The sequence below is a fragment of the Xanthomonas sp. WHRI 8932A genome, from assembly GCF_035012785.1.
GTDB lineage: Bacteria > Pseudomonadota > Gammaproteobacteria > Xanthomonadales > Xanthomonadaceae > Xanthomonas.
Map to the genome: position 1 here is coordinate 55232 of NZ_JAYGQQ010000008.1, position 22337 is coordinate 77568.

The window sequence follows — 22337 nt, forward strand, 5'->3', positions numbered from 1 at the left end:
GGTGACGCGCGTGGCAAACGCCTGCAGCGCTGACGGTCACGACGGTGTCAGTGCGTTGCGGGCCAACGGTGGTCTTGCCAAGAGCGGCTAGCAAAACGACTGTGCTCACCGCCAGGCGGGCGCGGGTGGTGCTCGGTGCGGCATGGTCCACGCGTACACTCCGCTTCCTCCGCGCCGCCCACACCCACCTGCCGACTGTTCGCGACGTAGTGTTAGCCGCTCTCAGTCGCAGCGCCATTCAAACGCAGGAGGCAAGCTCACCGCGACACGCATCGAATCGCCAGCCGCGCTGTTGCGCCACCCGCGGCTGTCGCAATCAGGTCGGGCAACAGCGCGCCATCACGCCGGCCGCCGCCAGCGCGCATCCTCGTCGGCCGACGGCGTCTGAAGTTGCGCATGCCACCTGGCGGGTGCAGGCAGCCGGGCAATCGTATCCAGCCAGGCAGGCCTGAGGCGACGCCAATGACGCAGCGGGCCGCTGCGATGGTGTGCCAGCGCCAGCGTCAGTTCTTCGCGGCTTGGGGAAAGCCCGGCAACGGCAAGTGCGAACGCTGGAAGAATCTTGCGCTCAAAAAACTGCCTGCGTGCCCGTCGAAATACCAACAGCACCAGCCCCACATAGGCAGTGAACGCGGCAAACGCGATCCACGGGCCAGTCTTTGCAATGGGGACGCCGACGCGTTCGAGCAGGAACTCGATGGGCAGCAGGAGCAGGATCGCGCACGGCAGGCCAAACACCAGTGCCGCCAGTTGCCGCCAATCGAGTTGGGTGGTCGCAAAGCGCTGATCAAGCTGCGGGGACAGCAGTACGAAAGGGGCGTGCAACAGGTCGGCGCGTATCGCCGGATCCAGCGACGCGGCCGAGTCGCGCATCTGCTCCTCGATCTTCAGCCGGCGCGCATGGCGAGCGGCAAACGCCGGCTGCGTGATGTGGATCAATCTGTCGACGGTCTCTGGCGTTGACGCGCGTTGGGTGAACCACGCTGGATCGTGCGGGAGCGCTTGCCGGCAGTGTTGGCACACCTGATGTTCATGCGTGTAGGTCGCCGCGCCAAGACGCAGACCAAACATCGACCATGCCAGGCCGACGCGCTGGACCTCGAATACCCGGGCGGTACGGCAGATCAAGCAGAAGTCCGCGATAAAGCCGCAGCCTTGCGTGACGGGACGCTTTTCGACCACAAACACCACGATCAAGGCGCTCTCCCCAGCGACGAATCCGCAGCGCATGGCACCTTTGGTGGTGTCTGCTGTGCGGGTGCGCCAGAGCGTACCGATATCTCCGATGGCAGTCGATCGCCTGAGACATTTTGACGGGTGCGCCTGACAGGTGCGCCGCAGAATCGCTCCATCGACGCGATCCATCGGGGCCTGGCGACTGCAGCCATCGCGATCGCCAGTGGCATGCAACCGACCAACAACATGACGATCGCGCATGGCACGCCGTGCGGTGGCGCGCGGCGTTTCCCTAGCGAGTGGATCATGCAGAACAACAAGGTCGTGTGGAGCGAGGGGCTGTTTCTGCGCCCTCAGCATCTGCAGCAGCAGGAGCGGTACCTGGAGCGCTACGTCGATCTGCGTGCGGCACGCTTGCGGCCGTATGCCTGGGGACTGAGCGAGCTGGAATGGGAAACCGATCTGTTGGCGGTGGGTAAGCTGGGCTTGCGGCGTGCGCGCGGCGTGTTTGCCGACGGCACGCCGTTTGCGATGCCCGGCGACGACCCGCTGCCGATGGCGCTGGAGGTAGACCCCAACTGCCGCGATCAGATCGTGTATCTCACGCTGCCGTTGCGGGTGCCTGCGCAGCCGGAACTGGGGCGCCCGGAATCGCCGGCCGATCAGTTGTTCCGCTACCGCGTACGTGAAACCGAAAGCGGCGACGCGTCGGGCAGCACCAGCGAGGCGGTGCTGATGGAAGTCGGCGGGCTGAGTACGCGCCTGCTGCCGCAATCGCAGCCACTGGACGGGTTGGACCGCATCGCAGTAGCACGCATCATCGAATCGCGCTCGGACCGTCAGGTGATCCTCGACCCGCACTTTATTCCTAGCGCGATGGTGTGTCAGGCCGCCTCAAGGCTGACCACGTTTCTGACCGAACTACTTGGCTTGTTGCATCAGCGCGGCGAGGCGTTGGCGGCGCGGGTCACGCTCACCGATCGCGGCGGCGCTGCCGACATCGCCGATTTCCTGCTACTGCAAGTGGTCAACCGCTGGCAGCCGCAGATTGCGCATTGGGCTGCTGCACCACTGGCGCACCCGGAAGAACTGTTCCGTGCGCTGGTGGCGCTGGCCGGCGAACTCAGCACATTTACCGCACCGGGCAAGCGCCCGCCGGCATGGCCGGCCTACCGGCACGAGGCGCAGCAGGACAGCTTCGAGCCGGTGATCGGCGCACTGCGCTCCAGCCTGAGCGCAGTGCTCGAACAGACCGCCACCCCGTTGCCGATGCAGGCACGCAAATTCGGGGTGTGGGTGGCGATGGTGCCCGACCCGACCTTGCTGGACAGCGCCGCGTTCGTGCTTGCCGCAAAAGCCGACATGCCCAGCGAAGAGTTGCGCCGCCAGTTGCCTGCGCACGCCAAGATCGGGCCGGTGGAGCAGATCCGCGATCTGGTCAATCTGCAGTTGCCCGGCATCGTCGCAACGCCGATGGCGGTGGCCCCGCGGCAGATTCCGTACCACGCCGGCTATCTGTATTTCGAGTTCGACAAGAGCGCTGCGTTGTGGCGAACGCTGAAGACCTCTGGCGGCATCGCATTCCACTTCGGCAGCGAATTTGCCGGGCTGGACCTGCAACTGTGGGCGATCCGGAGTTGAACGCATGAGCCGTCCCGTTACCGACTTCGATGCTGCGTTGGTCGCGCCGCCACTGGCCAACCCGGTCGCTGCCGAACCGGTCGCTGTCGAAGACGCCGACATCAGCGAGCTGCTGGGCCGCAGCGTCAACCCGTTGGTGCAGGCGGCCACGCCGCTGTTGCTGCTGGCCGTGCAACTGCGCCACAGCGCGCAACTGCCCGATGTGGCCCGCCTGCGCGAGCAGGTGATGGCGCAGATCCGCCGCTTCGAGCAACGCGCCCGCGATGGCGGCGCGCCGGTCGAAGCGGTCACCGCCGCGCGTTATGTGTTGTGCGCCTTGCTCGACGAGGCCGTGCTCAATGCACCGTGGGGCGAGCGCAGCGGCTGGTCGCAGAAGACCTTGCTGGTGGTCTTTCATAGCGAGTCGTACGGCGGCGCCAAGTTCTTCCAGATCCTGGAGCGTCTCTGCGCCGATGTGCCGCGGCACCTGGACCTGATCGAGCTGATGTATCTGTGCCTGGCGCTGGGATTCGTTGGCCGCTATCAGATCGAAGCCGGCGGGCTGGCCAAGCTCGGCGAAATTCAGGACGACCTGTTCCGCCGTATCCGCGCTGCGCGCGGCGCCGCGCCGGACAGTCTTGCGCCGCATTGGCGCGGGGTGGAAGACCGTCGCCGGCTGGGTCGCTTCTTGCCGCTGTGGGCCGCTGCGCTGCTGGGGCTGAGCGTGCTGGTGGTGGCCTTTGTGTGGATGCAGACGCGCTTGAACGCCTTGTCGGCGCCGATCAGTGCGCAGGTCGCGCAATGGGGGCTGGCGCCGGCCACGCCACCGGATGCAACCCCGTTGCCGCCGCCGCAGGTGCGCCTCAAACAATTGCTGTCGACCCAGGAGCGCGCCGGTCTGCTGAGCGTGGATGAGCAGGCCGATGGGCAGACGCGCGTGCGCTTGAGCAGCGCGGCGATGTTCGCCTCCGGCGGCGTCGAGGTGGAGCCGGACCAACGTGGCCTGATCGCACAGATCGCCGCGGCAATCGATCAATTGCCGGGCCGGGTGATCGTGGTCGGGCACACCGACGATGTGCCGGTGCGCTCGCTGCGCTTTGCCGACAACTACGCCTTGTCGGGCGCGCGTGCCGACGCGGTGGCGCAGCTGTTGCGCACGCATCTGCGCACGCCGGGGCGGGTGGAAGCGCTGGGCGCCGGCGACTCGCAACCGGTGGCGCAGCCAATGCAATTGCCTGCCAATCGCGCGCGCAATCGCCGCGTCGAGATTCTGTTTCAGCCTGGGGAATGACGATGAAAACGCTGTTGTCCAAGCTGAGTGCCACGATGGTGGTGAGCGTATTGGCGCTGTGCCTGCTGTCGTTGCTGCTGTGGGTGGGCGGCCCGTATGTGGCCATCGATGGCTGGAGCCCGCTGACCGGTGTGGCGGCACGGCTGTTGGCAATCGTGGTGATGATTGCGGTGTGGCTGGGGGTGTTGGCATGGCGGCGTTGGCGCACGCAGCGGCGCGCCGGCAGTTTGTCCAGCGCATTGGCCGCCCCGGGGCGCGATGACGACCGCGAACTGCGCAGCGGGCAGGAGCGCGCGCAGTTGCAGGCGCGCTTTCAGCAAGCCATTCAACTGTTGCGCAAGCGACGCGGCGGCAGCGATCTGTACACGCTGCCTTGGTATGCGCTGATCGGCCCGCCCGGCTCGGGCAAAAGCACCTTGCTGCAGCATTCCGGCCTGCAGTTTCCGCTGGCCGCGCGCATGGGCGATGCCGCGCTGCGCGGAGTGGGCGGCACCCGCGATTGCGAATGGTGGTTCACCGACGAAGCGGTGTTTCTGGACACCGCCGGGCGCTACACCACGCAGGATTCCGATCAAGCCGTCGATGCCGGCGCCTGGCGCGACTTTCTGCGGTTGCTGCGGCGCCATCGCCCACGCCGGCCGCTCAATGGCGTGCTGGTGACCATGAGCATGTCCGACCTGTTGCTGCTGGACGATGGCGAACGCGACACGCACATGCAGGCGATCCGGCGCCGCCTGGACGAGCTGGCCGAGCAGTTGCAGGCCAGCGTGCCGGTGTACCTGATCTTTACCAAGTGCGATCTGGTCGGTGGCTTTGGCGAGTTCTTCGACGATCTCACGCCTGCGCAGCGCAGCCAGGTCTGGGGCATGTCGTTTCCGCTGGCGCACACGCTCGATGGCCGCGCCGCGCGTGGTTTTGCCGACGAATTCAACCTGCTGCAGCAGCAGTTGAGCGCACGCCTGTTCGAGCGTCTGAATCTGGAGCGCGACCGTTTGCGGCGTGCAGCGATCCTGTCGTTTCCACAGCAGGTCGCCGCGCTCGGCGAGCGTGCACGGCAGTTTGTCGAAGGCACTTTCGCCGGCAACGCCTACGGGCCGGCACCGCTGCTGCGCGGGGTGTACTTCACCTCCGGCACGCAGGAAGGTACGCCGATCGATCGCATGATGGGCGCGGTGGCACGCACCTTCGGTGTGGACGATGCGCGGGTGCATGCTCCCGGCGCGCAACGCCGCACGTTCTTTGTCGAGCGATTGCTGCGCGAGGTGGTGCTGCGCGAATCCGGGCTGGCCAATACCCCGCCCACGCAGCAGCGCCGCATGGCGTGGTTGCAGGCGGCCGCCTATGTAGGCGTTGCGGTGTTGAGTGGTGCGCTGCTGGCCGGGTTGAGCGTCAGTTATCTGGGCAATCGCGCCTATCTCGACCAGGTGCGTCAGGCGCTGGATGCACGCCCGGCAGTGCCCGACCCCAATGCCGCCACCGCCATGCCCGAGTACGTGACGCGCACGCTGCAGCAGGCCGCGGCCACGCAGGCGGTGGTGCGGGTGGCACGGCAGTATCACGCGCACACGCCGTGGTCGCTGCGGATGGGATTGTTCCAGGGCGCCGCGCTTGGCGATGAAGTGCAGGCCGGCTATCTGCGCCAGCTCAATGCCACCTTGTTGCCGGCGCTGGCGGTGCGCTTTCGTAACGGTCTGGTCGACAACGCGCAGGCGCCGCAGGCGTTGTACTACACGCTCAAGGGCTACCTCATGCTCGGCCAGCCGCAGCATCTGGATGCGGCACAACTCAGCGCGCTGGCGGCCATCGAGGCCGGCAAACTGTTTCCGCGCGACGTGGCGCAGCAACAAGCGCTGAGCACGCAGTTGCAGGCCTTGCTCGATGCGCCCGAGCGCGTGCGCGCGCTGTCGCTGGACGGCGAGCGCATCGCACAGGCGCGCGCCAGCCTGCGTGCGGCCGATCTGTCTACGTTGATCTACGGCAACCTGCTGCTCACGCCGCCGGCCGGCACCCCGCTGCGGTTGGACAAGGCGTTGGGCTTGCTTGCCGATACCTTCGGGCGGCGCAGCGGCACCGCGCTGTCCACCGCGGTGCCGGCGCTGTACACCCAGCCGGTGTTTGCCGGTCTGCAGCGCGATGGCATCGGCCAGGCGGTGGAGCGCTTCGGGCACGACGATTGGGTGTTCGGCGGCGCGCCGCTGGATGCAGCCGCCAAGGCCGCGTTGGTGCGTGAGGTGGGCCAGCGCTACGCCGCCGACTACATCCGCTATTGGGATGCGCTGCTGGCCGATCTGCAATTGCGTCCGGCCGCCGATCTGGCCGCTGCCAGCGCAACCGCCGCCAAACTGGCCGGCCCCAGCTCGCCGCTGCGGCTGTTGCTCGGTGTGGTCGGCGAACACACCCAGGCGATGGACCGCGCACCGCCGGCAGACCCGGCGCAGCGCGCCGTGGCTGCAGCGGCCGGCAAGGCGGCTGCCAAGGCCAACGCGGCAGCGGCAAAGCTGCCGGGCGGCGCGGCGATGAGCGCGGCATTGGCCACCCCGGCCGACCCTGCCGCCGCCAACGCACCGGTGCCAGGCGCGGCGATCAGCGAGCACTTTCTGGCGCTCAACGCGCTGACTGCCGGCGCACCTGGCGCCACGCCGCTGGATCATCTGCTGAGCGTGCTCGATCAGCTGGGCAAGCAGTTGCTGGTAGTGTCGCAAGGCGGCGGCGATGCGGCGGCTGCCAACGCGCAGCTGGCAGTGGCCCGGCAGGAAATGGCGCAGCTGCCGCCACCGGTGACCGACTGGCTGCAAACCCTGGCCGGCAGTAGCGCCACCTTGATGACGCAGGGCGCACGCGCCGCGCTGGATGCGCAGGTGCGCCAATCGGTGGGCGAGGTGTGCAGCGATTTCGTGCGCGGCCGCTACCCCTTCGACCCAACGGCGCAGGTCGATATCCCGCTGCAGAATTTTGGCGAACTGTTCGGTACCGGCGGGCGCCTGGATGCGCTCTACACCGGCACCGTGCAACCGCTGCTGGACACACAGGCGCCGCAGTGGCGCTGGAAACAAGGCCCGGATGCGGTGGTCGGCGCGCCCGGCCTGCCCGTACAGCTGCAACTGGCACAGCGCATCCGGCAAAAATATTTTCGCGGCGGGCCTACCCCGCAGATCGGCTTCACCGTGCTGGCGCCCACGCTGGGCGAGGGCGTCACCCGGCTGACGTTGGACATCGAAGGCCAGCGCTACGACTACCAACCCGGTGCGGCGCAGAGCATGCCGATGATCTGGCCCGGGCCGGTACCGGGGCATGTCTCGATTGCCGCCTTCGGCGCCGATGGCGTGGCGCTGGGCACGCTCGACTATCAAGGCGACTGGGCGCTGTTTCGCGCGCTGCAGGCCGGGCATCTGGAAAATCCGTCCGATCTACGCTTCGTCGCCAGCTTCGCGCTCGGTGGCCACGACGTCCAGGTGCCGCTGCGCGCGGGCAACTTGCGCCATCCATTTCTGGACAGCGACGTCCAGCAGTTTGCGTGCGGCGGATGAACATGCCCGCGACCGATCAGATTGGCTTCCACGGCAAGTTGCCCGGCGTGGGCGACTTCGTGCAGCGGCGCTTGCCGGCCAGCTTCGTGCAGCCGTGGGACGCGCATTTTGCCAACTGCCTGGACACGGTGCGCCAGCAGCTCGGCGAGCGCTGGCCAGGTGCGTATCGCAGCAGCGGCTTGCGCGCGTTCGCCCTGGGGCCGGGTGTGTGCGGCCCGCAGGCCTGGGCCGGCGTGATTGGCCCGGGCGAAGACCGCGTGGGGCGTTGCTTCCCGCTGGTCGTGGCGATGCCGTTGCCGCATGCCTGCCTGCCCACACACGCCTGGTTTGGCGCGTTGGCGGCGTGCCTGGGCCGTGCACTGCGCGCACGCGCCGATGCGGTGAGTTTCGACGCCGCCGTGCGCGCGTTCGCGGTGGCGGCCACGTCATCCACCACGCATGCACCGGCGCACGGCCAGTCGCTGTGGTGGCCATTGGGCGGCGCTGTGCAGGCGCTGGATGGCTTACCTGCAGCCGAACGCTATCTGGACTGGCTGCTCGCCGATGCGGACATCACCGAGGTGACCCGATGAGCGCGTTCTATGAATCGGCCGGACACACCGAAACCGGCAAGGTGCGCCGGCTCAACGAAGATGCGCTGCTGCTGCGCGACGACGCCGGGTTGTGGGTGGTGGCCGACGGCCTGGGCGGCCACAGCGCCGGCGATTACGCCAGCCAGTTGCTGGTGCAGCGGCTGGGCGCGTTGGTGCGCCCACCGGACCTGTGCGACTTTCTCGACGCCATCGACGACACCCTGGCGCAGATCAACGCCGAGCTGCTGCAGGTCGCGCGGCAACGCCGCGTGGACATGATCGCCACCACCGTGGTGGTGTTGGTGCACGACCCGGACTTCATGCTGTGCGGCTGGGTCGGCGACAGCCGCATCTATGCGCAACACGGTGGCCCGCTACGCCAGCTCACCCGCGATCACGTGCACGGCGTGCGCGAGGACGTCACCCAGTTCGGCAGTGCCCAGGCCGCCGCCGCAGCGGCGGGCGTGCTCACGCGTGCAGTAGGCGCGCAGGAGCCGTTGTTTGTCGATTGGGTGCTGCTGCCAAGTCTGCCGGGCACGCAATTTTTGCTGTGCAGCGACGGCATCAACAAGGAAATCCCCGACCCGGAGCTGGATGCCGAATGCCATCGCTTCGGCGATCCACGCGCGTTACTGGCGCGGTTGTTCGAACTGGCGATGGGCAGGGCGGCGCGCGACAACGTCACCGCCGTCGTCGTCCGCCTGCAGGAGTGAGCGCATGCACCAAGACACTGCCACCGTGACCGAACTGGTCACCGCCATGCGCACCGGCGCATTGAATCTGGAGGCCGTGCTGGCCGCGCTGGGCAAGCGCGCGGCCGTGCCGGATGCCGAATACCGCGACGGCGTGGAAACGCTGTCGCAACTGCAGCGCCAGCAACTGCTGGACGATGTCACCGTTACCACGTTGATGCATCGATTGAATGCCTTGCACGCCGTCGCATCGGCAGCGTCGCCAGCAATTTCGCCAACCGCTGCAATCGCCGCGCCGCCAGCGGACGACGACGCCACCGTGGTGATGCCGCGCCGCGCTGCGGCGCCGGTCGAAGACGACATCACCCGTGTGCAACCGGCGCAGCCGCTGCCCGGCGATGTGCCCAGCCTCACCAGCCTGGGCCTGGGCACCCAGACCGGTGTGGGCACGCAAACCGGTACCGGCACCGCAGGCACCGCCAGCCTGTCCAGTTGGCAACACCTGGCCGAGGCGGCCGGCGGCGACCACGCCAGCGTCGGCAGTTTGCTCAAGGGGCGGTTCTTGCTGGAACGCGAACTCGGGCGCGGCGGCATGGGCGTGGTGTATCTGGCACGCGACGAGCGCAAGGTGGAAGCGCGCGACCGCGACCCATGGCTGGCCATCAAGGTACTCAGCGACGAGTTCCGCCGTCATCCCGATTCGCTGGTCGCGTTGCAACGCGAAGCGCGGCGCTCGCAGAAGCTGGCGCACGACAACATCGTGCGGGTGTACGACTTCGACAAGGACCGCACCCTGGTCTTCATGACCATGGAGTACATCGACGGCAGCGACCTGAAAACGTTGATCCGCGAGCAGGCCTACAACGGCATGCCGCTCAAGCAGGCGTGGCCGCTGATCGATGGCATGGGCCGCGCGCTGATCCGCGCGCATGCCGCCGGCGTGGTGCACTCGGACTTCAAACCCGGCAACGTCATGGTCACCCGCGAAGGCGTGGCCAAGGTGTTCGACTTCGGCATCGCACGCGCCGGCAAACACGCCGCCGATGTGTCCGGCGAACAGACCGTGTTCGATGCCGCCACGCTCGGTGCGTTGACGCCGGCCTATGCCAGCCTGGAAATGATTCGTGGGCAGGCGCCCACCGCGGCCGACGATCTGTATGCGCTGGGTTGCGTGTGTTTCGAACTGCTCACCGGCAAGCACCCGTTCGACAAACTCAGTGCCGAAGTGGCGCTGCGCGATGGCCGCCGCCCGCCACCGGTGCCTGGCCTGACCCGGCGCCAATACGCCACGCTGTGCGCCGCCGTCGCGTTCCCCGCAAGCCAGCGTCTCAAGCGCGTGGATCAGTTGCTCGATGGCCTGCGCCAGGTGCCGCTGCGCGAGCGCGCACTGCCCCTGCTCGGTTACGGCGCCGCTGCGCTGGCGGCGCTGGGCACGGGCGGGTGGGGCGTGCAGCGCTACCTGCATCAGCAGCATCTGGCCGAGGTGGTCGCCCGTTTCGGTGCGCAGGACCCGCAGCGCTATCGCGATGAAACCCAGGCCATGCAGGCGCTGTCCAGCCTGGAGCCGGACGACCGCCTCCGCCTGCTCACCGACCGCAGCGATCTGATCGAAGATTTCCTGCTGCGTCGTCTGGATGCAGTGTGGAATCCGGCCAACGGCCGCAACGATTATCGCGGCGCGTTGCAGGTCTTTGCGCTGCGCGACCGGCTGCGGCTGTATTCGCCATCACTGGATGCGCGCCGGCAGACCATCGAGCGCGAAAAGAACGAGCGCCTCAACGCGCTCGACACCACGCTCAATCGCCAACTCGACGCCGGTCTGCTGTTCCGCAATCAGGCCGACAACGCGCTGGCCACGCTCGACCAGGTGCGCCGCATCGACCTGGCCAGCAGTCTGTTGCATCACGCCGCGCTGGAAGTGCGGCTGGATGCCGCCATTGCACAGGCGGTTGCGGCAGGCCAGCTCAGCACCGCGCGGACCGAGAGCGATCAGGCACGTGCGGCCTTTCCCGACTCGCTGCGCCTGCAATTGCGCAGCGCAGAGGTCGCGGTGGCCGAACAGCAAGCCCGCCGCACGCCGGTGGCTGCGGCGCCGCGCGATGCCGCTGGCGCACGTCAAACGCTGGCCGCCGCGCTGGCCCAGCCCGGCACCGATGCGGCGTGGCGCGACCGCGTGACTGCGGCATTGGCCGCCCTGCCGGCGGCCGAGCGCAGCACGCAAGAGGGCGCAGTGGCCGAGGCCATCGCGGGCCTGGTCGCCGCCCAGTCCGACCCGGCGCAACTGGCGGGCGCGCAGGCACTGGTCAGCTTTGGTCTGCAGCTGGCACCGCAGTCCGGCGCGCTGCTGGCGCAACGCACGCGCCTGCACACCTTGGAGCAACAGCTGCAGCAGGCGCTCGCCCGCGAAAGTGCCGAGGCCGAACTGGCCGGTCGGGTGGAGTCGCTGCGGCGTGCCGCCGCCGCCAACGATCTGGGCAAGACCGGCGATGCGTTGGCGCGTATCCGCGTGCTGCAGCCCAACCATCCGTTGCTGCGCAGCGAGGGCCCGCAACTGCTGTCGCAGGTGTATCGCAACAACGCCAGCGATGCCTTTGCGCAAGGACGCTATGCGCAGGCCGCCGACCTGCTTGCCCAGGGGGTGCAGACGCTGGGCCAACGCGTCGAGCTACGCAGTGCGCAGGCGCGTTATGCCGTCGCCGCCGCGGTAATGGCTGCTGGCACCTTGCCGGCCGCCGAGCGCCAGCAACTGGGTCAGCGCCTGCAGGCGCTGTATCGCAGCGATGCCACCGCGATGGCGCAACTGGAAGCGCAGATGAAAGCCGCCGGGCAACTGCCCGAAGGCGCGTTGTCCGCGCGGCTGCAACGTGCGCCTGGCGTCGATGCGCCCGCATCCGACAGCGTGCCCGCCGGCAGCGCTACCGACGCACCGGCTGCCGCGTCGCCACCAAAATCGACGCGCGGCAGATCCACCGCCAAGCCCACCACGGCCACCACCGGTGCGGCCCGCAGCACCATGGCCGCTGCCGCACTGCCCACCAGCGTGGACGACGCCGCCCTACCGCCGGTGCCGACCGGCCCGGACCCATGCGGCGGTGCCGGCCTGCCCGGCCGTGGCGCGGCCTGTTTCGACACGCTGGGCGACACCCGCGGCCCGATGCTGGTGGTGGTGCCCGGCATCGACGGCGGCACGCCGTATGCGTTGTCGCGCGGTGAAGTGGCGGTGGCCGATTTCAACCTGTTCTGCCAGGCCACCGGCCGCTGCACCGCGCAGGCCGCCAGCACGCCCGAGCTGGCGCGCGCGCCGGTGCGCAACATCAGCCTGACCCAGGCCCGCGCCTATCTGCGCTGGCTGACCATCGGCAGCGGCGGTTGGCGCTACCGCCTGCCCAGCGATGCCGAATGGCTGCATGCCGCGCAGGCCGCCAGCAATTGGCGGCAAGCCGAAGACAGCAACTGCGTACCGCCCACCGCCAGCGCCACCGATGCGGTGCGCGCACCGGTGTCGGCGCGCGGCCGCGATGCCAACCCATGGGGGCTGATCAACCTCACCGGCAATGTGTGGGAATGGGTCTCCAGTGGCGCCGGCGTGCAGGCGCGCGGCGGCAGCTTTGCCAGTTACTGGTCCGATTGCACCGTGCAGGCCAGTCGCGCCGACAACGGCTCGGCGCAGCCGGACGTGGGCTTTCGCGTGCTGCGGGAGCTGCCATGAGCGGCAGCACGCAGCACCCGGCCAACGCACAGCTGCATGCGCTGGCCCAGGCGCACCAGCTTGGCCAGATCGATCGCGCGCAGTACCGCGCCCGTCGGCGCAGCGTGCTGGACGCCGCCCGCCAGGCGCAGGGCGCGACCTTGCGCAACCCGCAGCCGCGGTCGCTCGACAACCGCTCCAGTCCGCCCTTGCCGCGTGATCGCGCCAGCCGATTGCGCAGGCGTGCCACGGCAATTGTCGTAACAGTGACCGTCGTCGCATTAATGTTGCTAACATTCTATAAATGTACGTCCGGGTTCGACCGGCGTTCAGTCAGGGGCGAGTGCAACCATGCCGATCGCCATGCGAGCGTGCACACGTCCGCATGCGCAGCACGGCACGTCGGGCATGCGCAACAACGGATGTTTTCAGGGGTAAGTGACGTATGCGTATGACGTGTCTGGCCGCGGCGGTGTCTGCGTGCCTGTTGCTGGCCGCACCTGCGTGGGCGCAGGACCACAGCGCCTCCGATGGCGCGCCCGCAGGCGGCGCCGCGTTGCCGGCGATGAAGGACCGCGGCGATGCCGTTGTCACCTTGCCGGTACGCGGATTCCGCGTGCGCGATGTGGGCAACTATCCGGAGGCCGGCATCGACCCGGCGCGCGTGCAGGCGGTGGCCGATGCCGCGTTCGCCGCGTTGGCGCAGGGCCAGCCGGTGGTGGCGCTGCGCTTCGACCAGCTGCAGGCGGTGGCCGACACCATCACCCGCGCCTATCGCGAAGCCGGCTTCATCGTCAGCACCGCCTATCTGCCGGCGCAGACGCCCGGCCCGGACCAGCTGATCGAGATCCGCGTGCTCGAAGGCCGCATCGGCCAGGTCACCGTGCAAGGCGCCGCGCGCTATCGCGGTACCACCTTGTCGGCGCCGCTGCGCCAGTTGCAGGGCCGCCCGCTGCGCAAGCAGGACGTGGACACCGCGCTGTTGTACGCGCGTGATCTGCCGGGCGTATCGCTGTCGTCGGTGCTGCAGCCGGGCCAGAACGCCGGAGAAACCGATGTGGTGCTGGTTGCCAGCGAAGCTGCGCGCCCGTATGTGATCAGCCTGGGCGGCAACAATTACGGCACCGAACTCACCGGCCGCTATCGCGCCCAGGCCGGCATCACCTGGAACAGCCCGTTGGGCTTGGGCGATGTGTTCGCCGCCAACTACGCTTATTCGTTGGCGCCGCGGCAGAGCCAGATCGGCGCGCTGTCGTATGCGTTGCCGGTGGGGCAGGTGTCCGGCCTGAGCGCGGTGGTCGGCGCCAGCCGCAGCGAGCTGGAGGTGCGCAACGGCGTGTTCGCCCGGCTCGGCCTCAAGGGCCCCACCTCGGTGGTATATGCCGGCGCCGACTGGAAATTCATCAATCACGATCTGCTGCAGCTGCAAGGCTCGGCACGCTACCTGCGCGAAAAATCGCGGCTGGATGCCGCCGGCATCACGCTGTCGGACCAATCCTTCGACGTCGCCGAACTCGGCGTCTCGCTGCGCCGCACCGATCTGCGCTGGCGCGGGGTGGACCTGCTGCAGCTCAGCGTGCGCCAGGCCCTGCGCGATGGCTCGGCCGACCCGGATCTGGTCAGCCCCGACCGCGACAGCCACTTCACCCTGACGCGGCTGTCGTACACGCGCCTGCAATACCTCACCCGCACCCAACGCCTGTACTTCAAGTTCAGCGGCCAATACAGCAGCGACACGCTGGCGCCGCTGGAGCAATTTGCGGTGGGCGGGCCGGACAGCGTGCGCGCCTATCCGGTGTCCGATGCACTGGGCGATCTCGGCTATTACACCGCGCTGGAATATCACGTCGATGCGCCCGGTTTTGCCGATGCTGCCTCGCCGTTCAATGGCCGGCCGTGGCGCGAGCTGCTGGAGCTGGACGTGTTCGCCGATCACGCCCGCGTGTTTGCGGCCAATGGCGTCGCTGCGCCGACCAGCTTCGACGCCGCCGGTGTCGGCTTCACCTTCCGCTTGCCGCAGTACGCCAATTTCGAATGGCGCCTCACTGCCGCCCTGCCGACCGGACGCCGCAACGCGTCCGATGGACGCGACGACGCCCGCATCTACACGCGTTTCGGCTTCACTTTCTGAGGGATCTGCGCATGCACGCCAACCACACCGCTTCCACCGTTGCAGCCCGCCCCTCAGAACGCCTGCTGCGTCGATCGCCGCTTGCGCTGGCGCTGGCCGCCGCACTCATGCTCAGCGCACCGGCGATGGCGCAGGTTGCCAGCACCCAGCTGCCCACCGGCGGCAGTATCGTGGGCGGCACCGGCACGATCAATGCGCCCAACGGCACAACGCAGGTGATCGACCAGACCGGCTCGCGCATGGCGCTGAACTGGACGAGCTTCGATATCGGTTCGGCCGCCACGGTGCGCTTCAACCAGCCATCTGCGAGCTCGGTGATCCTCAATCGCGTCATCGGCGGCAATCCCACGCAGATCTTCGGCAACATCACCGCCAATGGTCAGGTGTTCCTGCTCAATTCCAACGGCATCCTCTTCGGCAATACCGCGCAGGTAAATGTCGGCGGCCTGGTCGCCACCACCCTGGGGGCCCAGGACATCAACTTCATCAACGGCAACGACGTCTTTGATGCAAACGGTGGGATCGCCCGGGTGTCCAATGCCGGCACCATTACCGCCGCCGCCGGCGCGGTCAATCTGATCGGCGCCGAAGTGCTCAACAGCGGCACCATCACCGCCAACGCCGGCAACATCACGCTGGCCGGCGCCGACAAGGTCACCCTCAGTTTCGAGAGCGGTGGGTTTGGCGTGGTCATCGACAAATCGCTGGAATTCGCGCAGGGCACGTTCGCGGTGAATAACTCCGGCAGCCTGATCGCACCCGGCGGCACCATCTCCCTGAGCGCACGCGCAGCACAGGGCGTGTTCGACGCGCTGGTCAACAACAGCGGCGTCGTCCGCGCTGCAGCACTTGCCGGCGGCAGCGACGGCAGCGTCTCGCTGGTGGCCAACGGCGCCGGCAGCAACGGCATCGTCGGCAATGGCAGTATCGATGTCGGCAGCGGTGCCATCAGCTATGTCTCTGACGTCGCCGTACAGCAGGGCGGCGTGCTCACCGCCGGCAACGTGTCCGGCAGCATCGGCGGCAATGCCAGCTTCAGCGGCTCCAACAAGATCGCCAACCTCGGCTTCCTGCAGGTGGCCGGCAACCTGGGCCTGACCAACACCATCGGCCTGGCGCAACAGGGCGCGCTGACGGTCGGCGGCACCAGCACCTTTTCGCTGGGCAACCAGGCGCTGACGCTGAGCGATGGCGGCAATCATTTTGGCGGCAGTGTCGGCCTCACCAGTGGCGCCACCCAGATCACCGACAGCGGTGCATTGACGCTGAGCACGCTGACCACCGGCAACCTCACCGCCACCAGCACCGGCACGCTGAATCTTGGCAGCGGCACGGTGACCGGCGCGCTCAGTGCCACCAGCAACAATGGCGCGATCCAGCAGGCTGGCAACGCAGGCCTCACCGTCACCGGCACCAGCGATCTACAGGCCGGCACGGGAGCCATCTCGCTGACCACTGCAGGTAACGATTTCCAGCAGGCGGTCAGCCTGCGCGGGGGCACCACCCAGATCAGCGACAGCGGCGCACTGACCCTGGGCACGCTGGCCACCGGCAACCTCACCGCCACCAGCAGCGGTGCGTTGAATCTCGGCAGTGGTGCGGTGACCGGGGCGCTCAGCGCCACCAGCAATGGTGGGCAGATCAGCCAGACAGGCGCGTTGACGGTGAACGGCACCAGCACGCTCGATTCCGGCAACGGGGGCATTGCGCTGAGCGATAGCGGCAACGACTTCGTTGGCGCGCTCACGCTGACTGGTATCGGTATCGCCGTACGCGATGCCAACGATCTCACCATCGTCGGGCTCACCAACGGCAGCAACGGCGCCATTACGCTCACCGCAGGCGGCGCGCTCAACTTGCCCGCGCAGGCCATTGCCACCGGCACCGGCGCGCTGTCGCTGAGCGCGCTCGGTGGCGGGCTCAGCACCGGGGGCGCACTGTCCGGCAACCAGGTGAGCCTGCGCGCGCGCGATGCGTTGAACCTTGGCCACAGCGTCCAGGCCGGCGGCAACCTGCTACTGACCAGCGACACCGGGGCCATCACCCAGACCGCCGGCCTGCTCGCTGTCACCGGCACCACCAACGCCACGGCGGCAGCGGGCACCGGCGCCATCAGCCTGGGCGGTGCCGGCAACGATTTCGGCGGCGCGGTCTCGCTCACCGGCAGCACGGTGATGGTCAACGACAGCAACGCACTCACCCTGGGCGCCATCGCCACCAACACGCTCACCGCCACCAGCCATGGCAGCTTGAACCTGGGCCAGGGCAGCATCGGCGGCATCGTCACTGCCAGCAGCAACGGTGGCGCGATCACCCAGAACGGCGCACTGACCCTGACCGGCCCGGCAACGCTCAATGCAGGCAGCGGCGCGATTTCGCTGGGCAACGGCGGCAACGACTTTCAGGGCGCGCTGACTCTGGTCGGCACCGGTATCGCGGTCAGCGATCTCGACACGCTCAGCGTGACCTCGCTCACCGCCGGTAGCGGCGGGGATGTCACCCTCACCGCTGGCGCCGACCTGGTGTTGCCAGCGCAGGTCATCGACCTCGGCGCGGGCAATCTGCGGCTAAGCGCGCAGGGCGGCACGCTGGCGATCAAGGGCGCGCTCAGTGCCAATCAGATCAACCTGTCTGCTCGCGACGGGCTGACCCTGGACCACGACATCGATGCCACCAGCACGCTGGCGTTGACCACCACCAACGCCGCCATCACCCAGGGCGGTGGGGCGATCAGCGCTGGCGCACTGGGCACCGTCAACGCCGGAACCGGTGCGATCTCTTTGCTCGGTCCGGGCAACGATTTCACCGCCGGACTGGACGTGACCGGCGGCGCCATCGGCATCTACGATCGCAACGACCTGTCCATCGTCTCGCTGGTCAGCGCCGCCAACAGCGCGGTCGCGCTCACCGCAGGCGGCATGCTGAGCCTGCCGGCGCAATCGATCGACACCGGCAGCGCCACGCTGCAACTGCGTTCGGACAACGGCAGCTTGGCCACCAATGGCGCATTGCGCGGCGGCAATGTCAGCCTCAACGCGCGCACGGGCATCACGCTGTCGCATGACATCACCAGCAGCGGCAACCTGCAGCTGCGCACCACCAACGCTGCGCTCACCCAGCTCGCCGGCAGGCTCGCCATCGATGGCACCACCACGGTCAATACCGGCAGCGGCGCCGTGGCGTTGAACGGCGCGTCCAACGCCTTCACCGGCGCGCTGTCGGTGACCGGTGGCGCGGTGCAGATCAACGCGCTCAGCGCGTTGACCCTGGGCAGCTTCAGCGCCAACGCGCTCACGGTCAGCAGCGGTAGCGCATTGGATCTGGGGCAGGGCAGCGTGGCCACCTCGCTGACCGCCACCAGCGCCAGCGGCGGCATCACCCAGACCGGCGGGCTTGAGGTGGGTGGCGCGGCGCAATTCACGGCCGGCACCGACAACATCACCCTGACTGCGAGCGACAACGACTTTCGCGGTGTCGTGGGCCTGAGCGGCAACGCCGTGCAGGTGGTCGATCGCGATCGGCTCACCCTGGGCAACAGCAGCGTCGGCAGCCTGCTGGTCGACAGCAGCAACACCGACATCGACCAGCAAGGCGCGCTGACCGTCAGCGGCAGCAGTCGCTTCGATGCCGGCAGTGGCAGCATCACGTTGACCGACAGCGCCAACAATTTCGCCGGCGCGGTGAATCTGGCCGGCGGCGCCGTGCAGGTGGTCGATGCCAACACGCTCACCCTGGGCACGCTCAACACCGGCGTACTCACCGTCACCAGCACCGGTGCGTTGAATCTTGGCACCGGCAGCACCGGTGCCTTGACCGCCACCAGCAACAACGGCGCCATCAGCCAGACCGGTGCGCTCAGCGTTAATGGGGTTGGCAGCATCAACGCCGGCAGCGGCACGATTGCACTGACCGACATCGGCAATGATTTCAGCAACACGGTGAATCTCACCGGCGGCGCGGCGCAGATCGTCGATGCCAACGCGCTCACCCTGGGCAGCCTCAATACCGGCGCGCTCATCGTTACCAGTAACAGTGCGTTGAATCTTGGTCAGGGCAGCGTCAATGGCGCGCTGACCGCCACCAGCAACAACGGCGCCATCACCCAGGCCGGTGCACTCAACGTCACCGGCGCAAGCACCATCAACGCCGGCAGCGGCGCGATCGCGTTGACCGATGCCAACAACGATTTCCAGGGTGCCGTCAGCCTGACCGGCAACGGCATCGCCGTGACCGCTCGCAGCGTGCTGGACGTCTCCTCGATCAATGGCAATAGCAACGGCGACATCGCGCTCACTGCGCAAACGCTCAACCTGCCTGCATCGGCGATCTCCGCCGGTACCGGCAGCTTGACGCTCACCTCCACCGGCAGTGCATTTAGCACCGGCGGCGCGCTGAGCGGCGGCAACGTCGTGCTCACTGCACGCGATGGCTTGACCCTGGCGCACACCATCAGCGCCGACAACGCGCTGACGCTGCGCACCACCAATGCCGCAATCAACCAGAGCGGCGGCCAATTGCTGGTCGGTGGCCTCACCACCGTCAACGCCGGCTCCGGCGCGATCGTACTGACCAATGCCAACGACTTCACCGGCGCGGTCGCCCTCACCGGCGGCGCGGCGCAGATCGTCGATGCCAACGCGCTCACCCTGGGCAGCCTCAATACCGGCGCGCTCACCGTTACCAGCAACGGTGCGTTGAACCTGGGCACCGGCTCCACCGGCAGCCTAACCGCCACCAGCAACAACGGCGCCATCACCCAGGCCGGTGCACTCACCGTCACCGGCGCAAGCACCGTCAACGCCGGCAGCGGCGCGATCGCACTGACCGACAGCAACAACGATTTCCAGGGTGCCGTCAGCCTGACCGGCAACGGCATCGCCGTGACCGATCGCAGCGTGCTGAACGTCTCCTCGATCAATGGCAATAGCAACGGCAACATCGCGCTCACTGCGCAAACGCTCAACCTGCCTGCATCGGCGATCTCCGCCGGCACCGGCAGCTTGACGCTCACCTCCACCGGCAGCACGTTCAGCACCGGTGGCGCGTTGAGCGGCGGCAACGTGGTGCTCACTGCACGCGATGGCCTGACCCTGGCGCACACCATCAGCGCCGGCAACACGCTGACGCTACGCACTACCAATGCCGCAATCAATCAGAGCGGCGGCCAATTGCTGGTCGGCGGCCTCACCACCGTCAACGCCGGCACTGCCGCCATTACCTTGAACGGCGCAAATAATTTCCAAGGTGCAGTGAACCTCACTGGTGGCGTCGTACAGCTCACCGACAGCGACGCACTGACGCTGGGCACGCTCAACACCGGCGCGCTCACCGTCACCAACACCGGTGTGTTGAATCTCGGCCAGGGCAGCGTCAATGGCGCACTGACCGCCATCAGCAACGGCGGTGTCATTACGCAGACCAACGCGCTCAGCATTACCGGCGCCAGCACGCTCGATGCCGGCAACGGAGCGATTGCGTTGACCAACGCCAACAACGATTTTGTCGGTGCAGTCGCCGCCACAGGCGATGGCATCGCCTTGGTCGACCGCAACGACCTGCAGCTCGCCAGCGTGCAAAGCACCGGCACTGGCGCGGTAACGCTGGATGCCGGCGGTGCGCTGCTGCTGCCGGCTACCACGATCGACACCGGTACCGGTGCGCTCAGTTTGATCGCGCGTGGCGGTACCCTCACCACGGTCGGTGCGCTGCGTGGCGGCGATGTGCAGCTGACCGGCGCCAACGGCATCGTGCTTGGCAATACCATCGCTGCGTCGGGCGATCTGGCAGTGCGCAGCACCAACGCGGCGATCACCCAACGCGCGGGCACGCTGCAGGTGGCAGGCAACAGCGTGGTCGATGCCGGCAGCGGAGCGATCGTGCTGGATGCCGCCGGCAACGACTTCCAGGGCCTGCTCGCGCTCAGCGGCGGTGCCACGCGTGTGCGCGCTGCCACTGCGCTGACGCTGGGTGCGCTGAACACCGGCGCGCTCGACGTCGCCAGCAACGGGGCGCTCAATCTGGGCTTCGGCTTGGTCAATGGCGATCTGGACGCTGCCAGCAACGGCGGTGGGCTGTCGCAGACCGCTGCGCTGACCGTCACCGGCGTCACCCGCATCGACAGTGCCGGCGCTTCCATCGCGCTGGCCGATGCCGGCAACGATTTCCAGTCGGCAGTGAACCTCCGTGGTGGCGACACTCGCGTACGCGACCGCAATGCGCTGACGCTGGGCAACGTGGATGTCGCCGCACTGGAGGCAAGCAGTGGCGAGGCATTGAATCTGGGTCAGGGCCGCATCGGCGGCACGCTGGTCGCGCGCAGCGGCGTTGCACCGGCTGCACGCAGTCTCGCGCAGGCGCTGCCCACGCCGGCGGCGACCGATGCCGGCATCACCCAGCAAGGCGCGTTGACCGTCGTCGGTAACAGCGTGCTCGATGCGGGCAGCGGCGCCATCGTGCTCACCGATGCCGGCAACGATTTCCAGGGCAGCGTGCAGGCCACTGGCAGCAGCATCGTGCTGGTCGATCGCAACGACCTGGCCGTGGCGGCGCAGGCGAGCGGTGCGGTCGCGCTGCAGGCCGGCGGCCAGCTCTCCACCAGCGGTGCGATTGCCGGCAACGCGGTTGCGTTGAGCAGCGGTGGCGGCATGCAGCTGGGGCACGACATCAACAGCGCCGGCAATCTCAGCGTGCGCAGCGGCGGTGCCATTACCCAAAGCGGCGGCAGCCTGCGCGCAGCGCACCTCAGCGGCAGCGCCGCGGGTGCGGCCACGTTGACCGGCGCCGGCAATGCCATCGGCACGCTCGGCGACTTCCGTGCGCAAGGCCTGGACCTGTTCAGTGCCGGCGCATTGCAGGTGAGCGGGCGCGTGGATGGCGGCAACCTGTTGCGGCTGCGCAGCGGTGATGCGTTGCTGCTGGATGGTCAGCTCAGCGCTGCGACCACCTGGCTGCAGGCGGTTGCCGGCATTCGCCAGCGCGCCGGCAGCGCCATCAGCACCAACCTGCTCAGTGGCAGCGCCGGTGGCCCGGTGGTGCTGGGCGATGCCACCACCTTCATCGACAACCGCGTGGTGCGGCTGGGCGATTTCACCGCCAGCAATGGCTTCAGCCTCACCAATGCCGGCGACCTCACGCTGGTGCTGGCCAACGGCAGCAGCTACAGCGTGGATGCCGGCAACAACGCGTTGTTGCTGTCGGTGCGCGGCGATCTGCTGCAGGAAGGCCGCGCCACCCTGCGCGATGGCACCGGCAATTTCTCCGCGACCGGCCGCATCGGCACCCAGCAGGACCCGATCTACCTGATCGGCACCGGCGCCCAGGTGATCGGCGCGGTGGGCGCGCCACCGGCGTACTTCAACGCGACCACCGCCGAGGGCGGGTTGCTCGAGTTGAGCGGCGGTTCCAGCTTCAACGTGCCGGCCTCGGCGTTTGCCGGCCGCGCGCAGAGCTCGGCCAGCCGCACCATCGCCTTCGTCGATCTGTCCGCCAGCGGGACGCCGTATCGCGCCTTCGGCCTGGTCCGTCCCGGCCTGCGTCTGCCCGACGACCAGCAACCGGCGTGCGACGCCGGCGACCCGGACGCGGTCTGCACCCCGCAATAAGAGCAGCTAACAAAACGACTGTGCTCACCGCCAGGCGGG

9 protein-coding genes, 1 other RNA gene and 1 pseudogene are annotated in these 22337 nt (G+C 68.1%); 10 read left to right on the forward strand and 1 reads right to left on the reverse strand.

Annotated elements, in window-relative coordinates; all coding sequences use genetic code 11:
- The first annotated feature begins 142 nt into the window (after positions 1–142).
- Positions 143–218, forward strand: a non-coding RNA gene (locus tag VC212_RS14020) — sX9 sRNA.
- 121 nt (positions 219–339) lie between these two features.
- Here VC212_RS14020 and VC212_RS14025 read toward each other — a convergent pair.
- Positions 340–1365, reverse strand: a complete 1026-nt coding sequence (locus VC212_RS14025; RefSeq protein WP_323526132.1) for a hypothetical protein — start codon at positions 1363–1365, stop codon at positions 340–342.
- A gap of 117 nt (positions 1366–1482) precedes the next feature.
- Between VC212_RS14025 and tssK the strand changes: the two genes are divergently transcribed.
- From tssK to VC212_RS14070, 9 genes and pseudogenes are all read left to right on the forward strand, one after another.
- Positions 1483–2817, forward strand: coding sequence for a type VI secretion system baseplate subunit TssK (gene tssK / locus VC212_RS14030; protein WP_055850177.1), 1335 nt, complete (start codon positions 1483–1485; stop codon positions 2815–2817).
- Positions 2799–4087, forward strand: a pseudogene (gene icmH / locus VC212_RS14035) (type IVB secretion system protein IcmH/DotU). Before tssK ends, icmH begins: the two are co-directional and overlap by 19 nt.
- Positions 4084–7614: a type VI secretion system membrane subunit TssM gene (tssM, locus tag VC212_RS14040; RefSeq protein WP_323526133.1), complete on the forward strand. Its 3531-nt coding sequence runs from the start codon at positions 4084–4086 to the stop codon at positions 7612–7614. Before icmH ends, tssM begins: the two are co-directional and overlap by 4 nt.
- A complete protein-coding gene (tagF, locus tag VC212_RS14045; protein ID WP_323526134.1) occupies positions 7611–8186 on the forward strand; it encodes a type VI secretion system-associated protein TagF in 576 nt (191 codons plus the stop codon). The genes tssM and tagF overlap by 4 nt, the downstream gene beginning before the upstream one ends.
- Positions 8183–8899, forward strand: a complete 717-nt coding sequence (locus VC212_RS14050; RefSeq protein ID WP_323526135.1) for a PP2C family serine/threonine-protein phosphatase — start codon at positions 8183–8185, stop codon at positions 8897–8899. Before tagF ends, VC212_RS14050 begins: the two co-directional genes overlap by 4 nt.
- Before the next feature lie 4 nt (positions 8900–8903).
- Positions 8904–12587 (forward strand): bifunctional serine/threonine-protein kinase/formylglycine-generating enzyme family protein, encoded by a 3684-nt coding sequence (locus VC212_RS14055; RefSeq protein ID WP_323526136.1) that lies wholly within the window; start codon positions 8904–8906, stop codon positions 12585–12587.
- Positions 12584–13021, forward strand: coding sequence for a hypothetical protein (locus tag VC212_RS14060; RefSeq protein WP_323526137.1), 438 nt, complete (start codon positions 12584–12586; stop codon positions 13019–13021). The genes VC212_RS14055 and VC212_RS14060 overlap by 4 nt, the downstream gene beginning before the upstream one ends.
- Complete coding sequence (locus VC212_RS14065) at positions 13018–14697, forward strand: ShlB/FhaC/HecB family hemolysin secretion/activation protein (protein ID WP_323526138.1); 1680 nt, start codon at positions 13018–13020, stop codon at positions 14695–14697. The genes VC212_RS14060 and VC212_RS14065 overlap by 4 nt, the downstream gene beginning before the upstream one ends.
- Positions 14698–14708: 11 nt before the next feature.
- The gene (locus VC212_RS14070; protein ID WP_323526139.1) at positions 14709–22298 is read left to right on the forward strand and encodes a filamentous hemagglutinin N-terminal domain-containing protein; all 7590 of its coding nucleotides are present in this window, start codon (positions 14709–14711) and stop codon (positions 22296–22298) included.
- Positions 22299–22337: the final 39 nt, after the last annotated feature.

Coding starts and splice junctions, on each gene's coding strand:
- VC212_RS14025 (WP_323526132.1), bottom strand. CDS start 1,365: ATGGATCGCGTCGATGGAGCGATTCTGCGGCGCACCTGTCAGGCGCAC.
- tssK (WP_055850177.1), top strand. CDS start 1,483: ATGCAGAACAACAAGGTCGTGTGGAGCGAGGGGCTGTTTCTGCGCCCT.
- tssM (WP_323526133.1), top strand. CDS start 4,084: ATGACGATGAAAACGCTGTTGTCCAAGCTGAGTGCCACGATGGTGGTG.
- tagF (WP_323526134.1), top strand. CDS start 7,611: ATGAACATGCCCGCGACCGATCAGATTGGCTTCCACGGCAAGTTGCCC.
- VC212_RS14050 (WP_323526135.1), top strand. CDS start 8,183: ATGAGCGCGTTCTATGAATCGGCCGGACACACCGAAACCGGCAAGGTG.
- VC212_RS14055 (WP_323526136.1), top strand. CDS start 8,904: ATGCACCAAGACACTGCCACCGTGACCGAACTGGTCACCGCCATGCGC.
- VC212_RS14060 (WP_323526137.1), top strand. CDS start 12,584: ATGAGCGGCAGCACGCAGCACCCGGCCAACGCACAGCTGCATGCGCTG.
- VC212_RS14065 (WP_323526138.1), top strand. CDS start 13,018: ATGACGTGTCTGGCCGCGGCGGTGTCTGCGTGCCTGTTGCTGGCCGCA.
- VC212_RS14070 (WP_323526139.1), top strand. CDS start 14,709: ATGCACGCCAACCACACCGCTTCCACCGTTGCAGCCCGCCCCTCAGAA.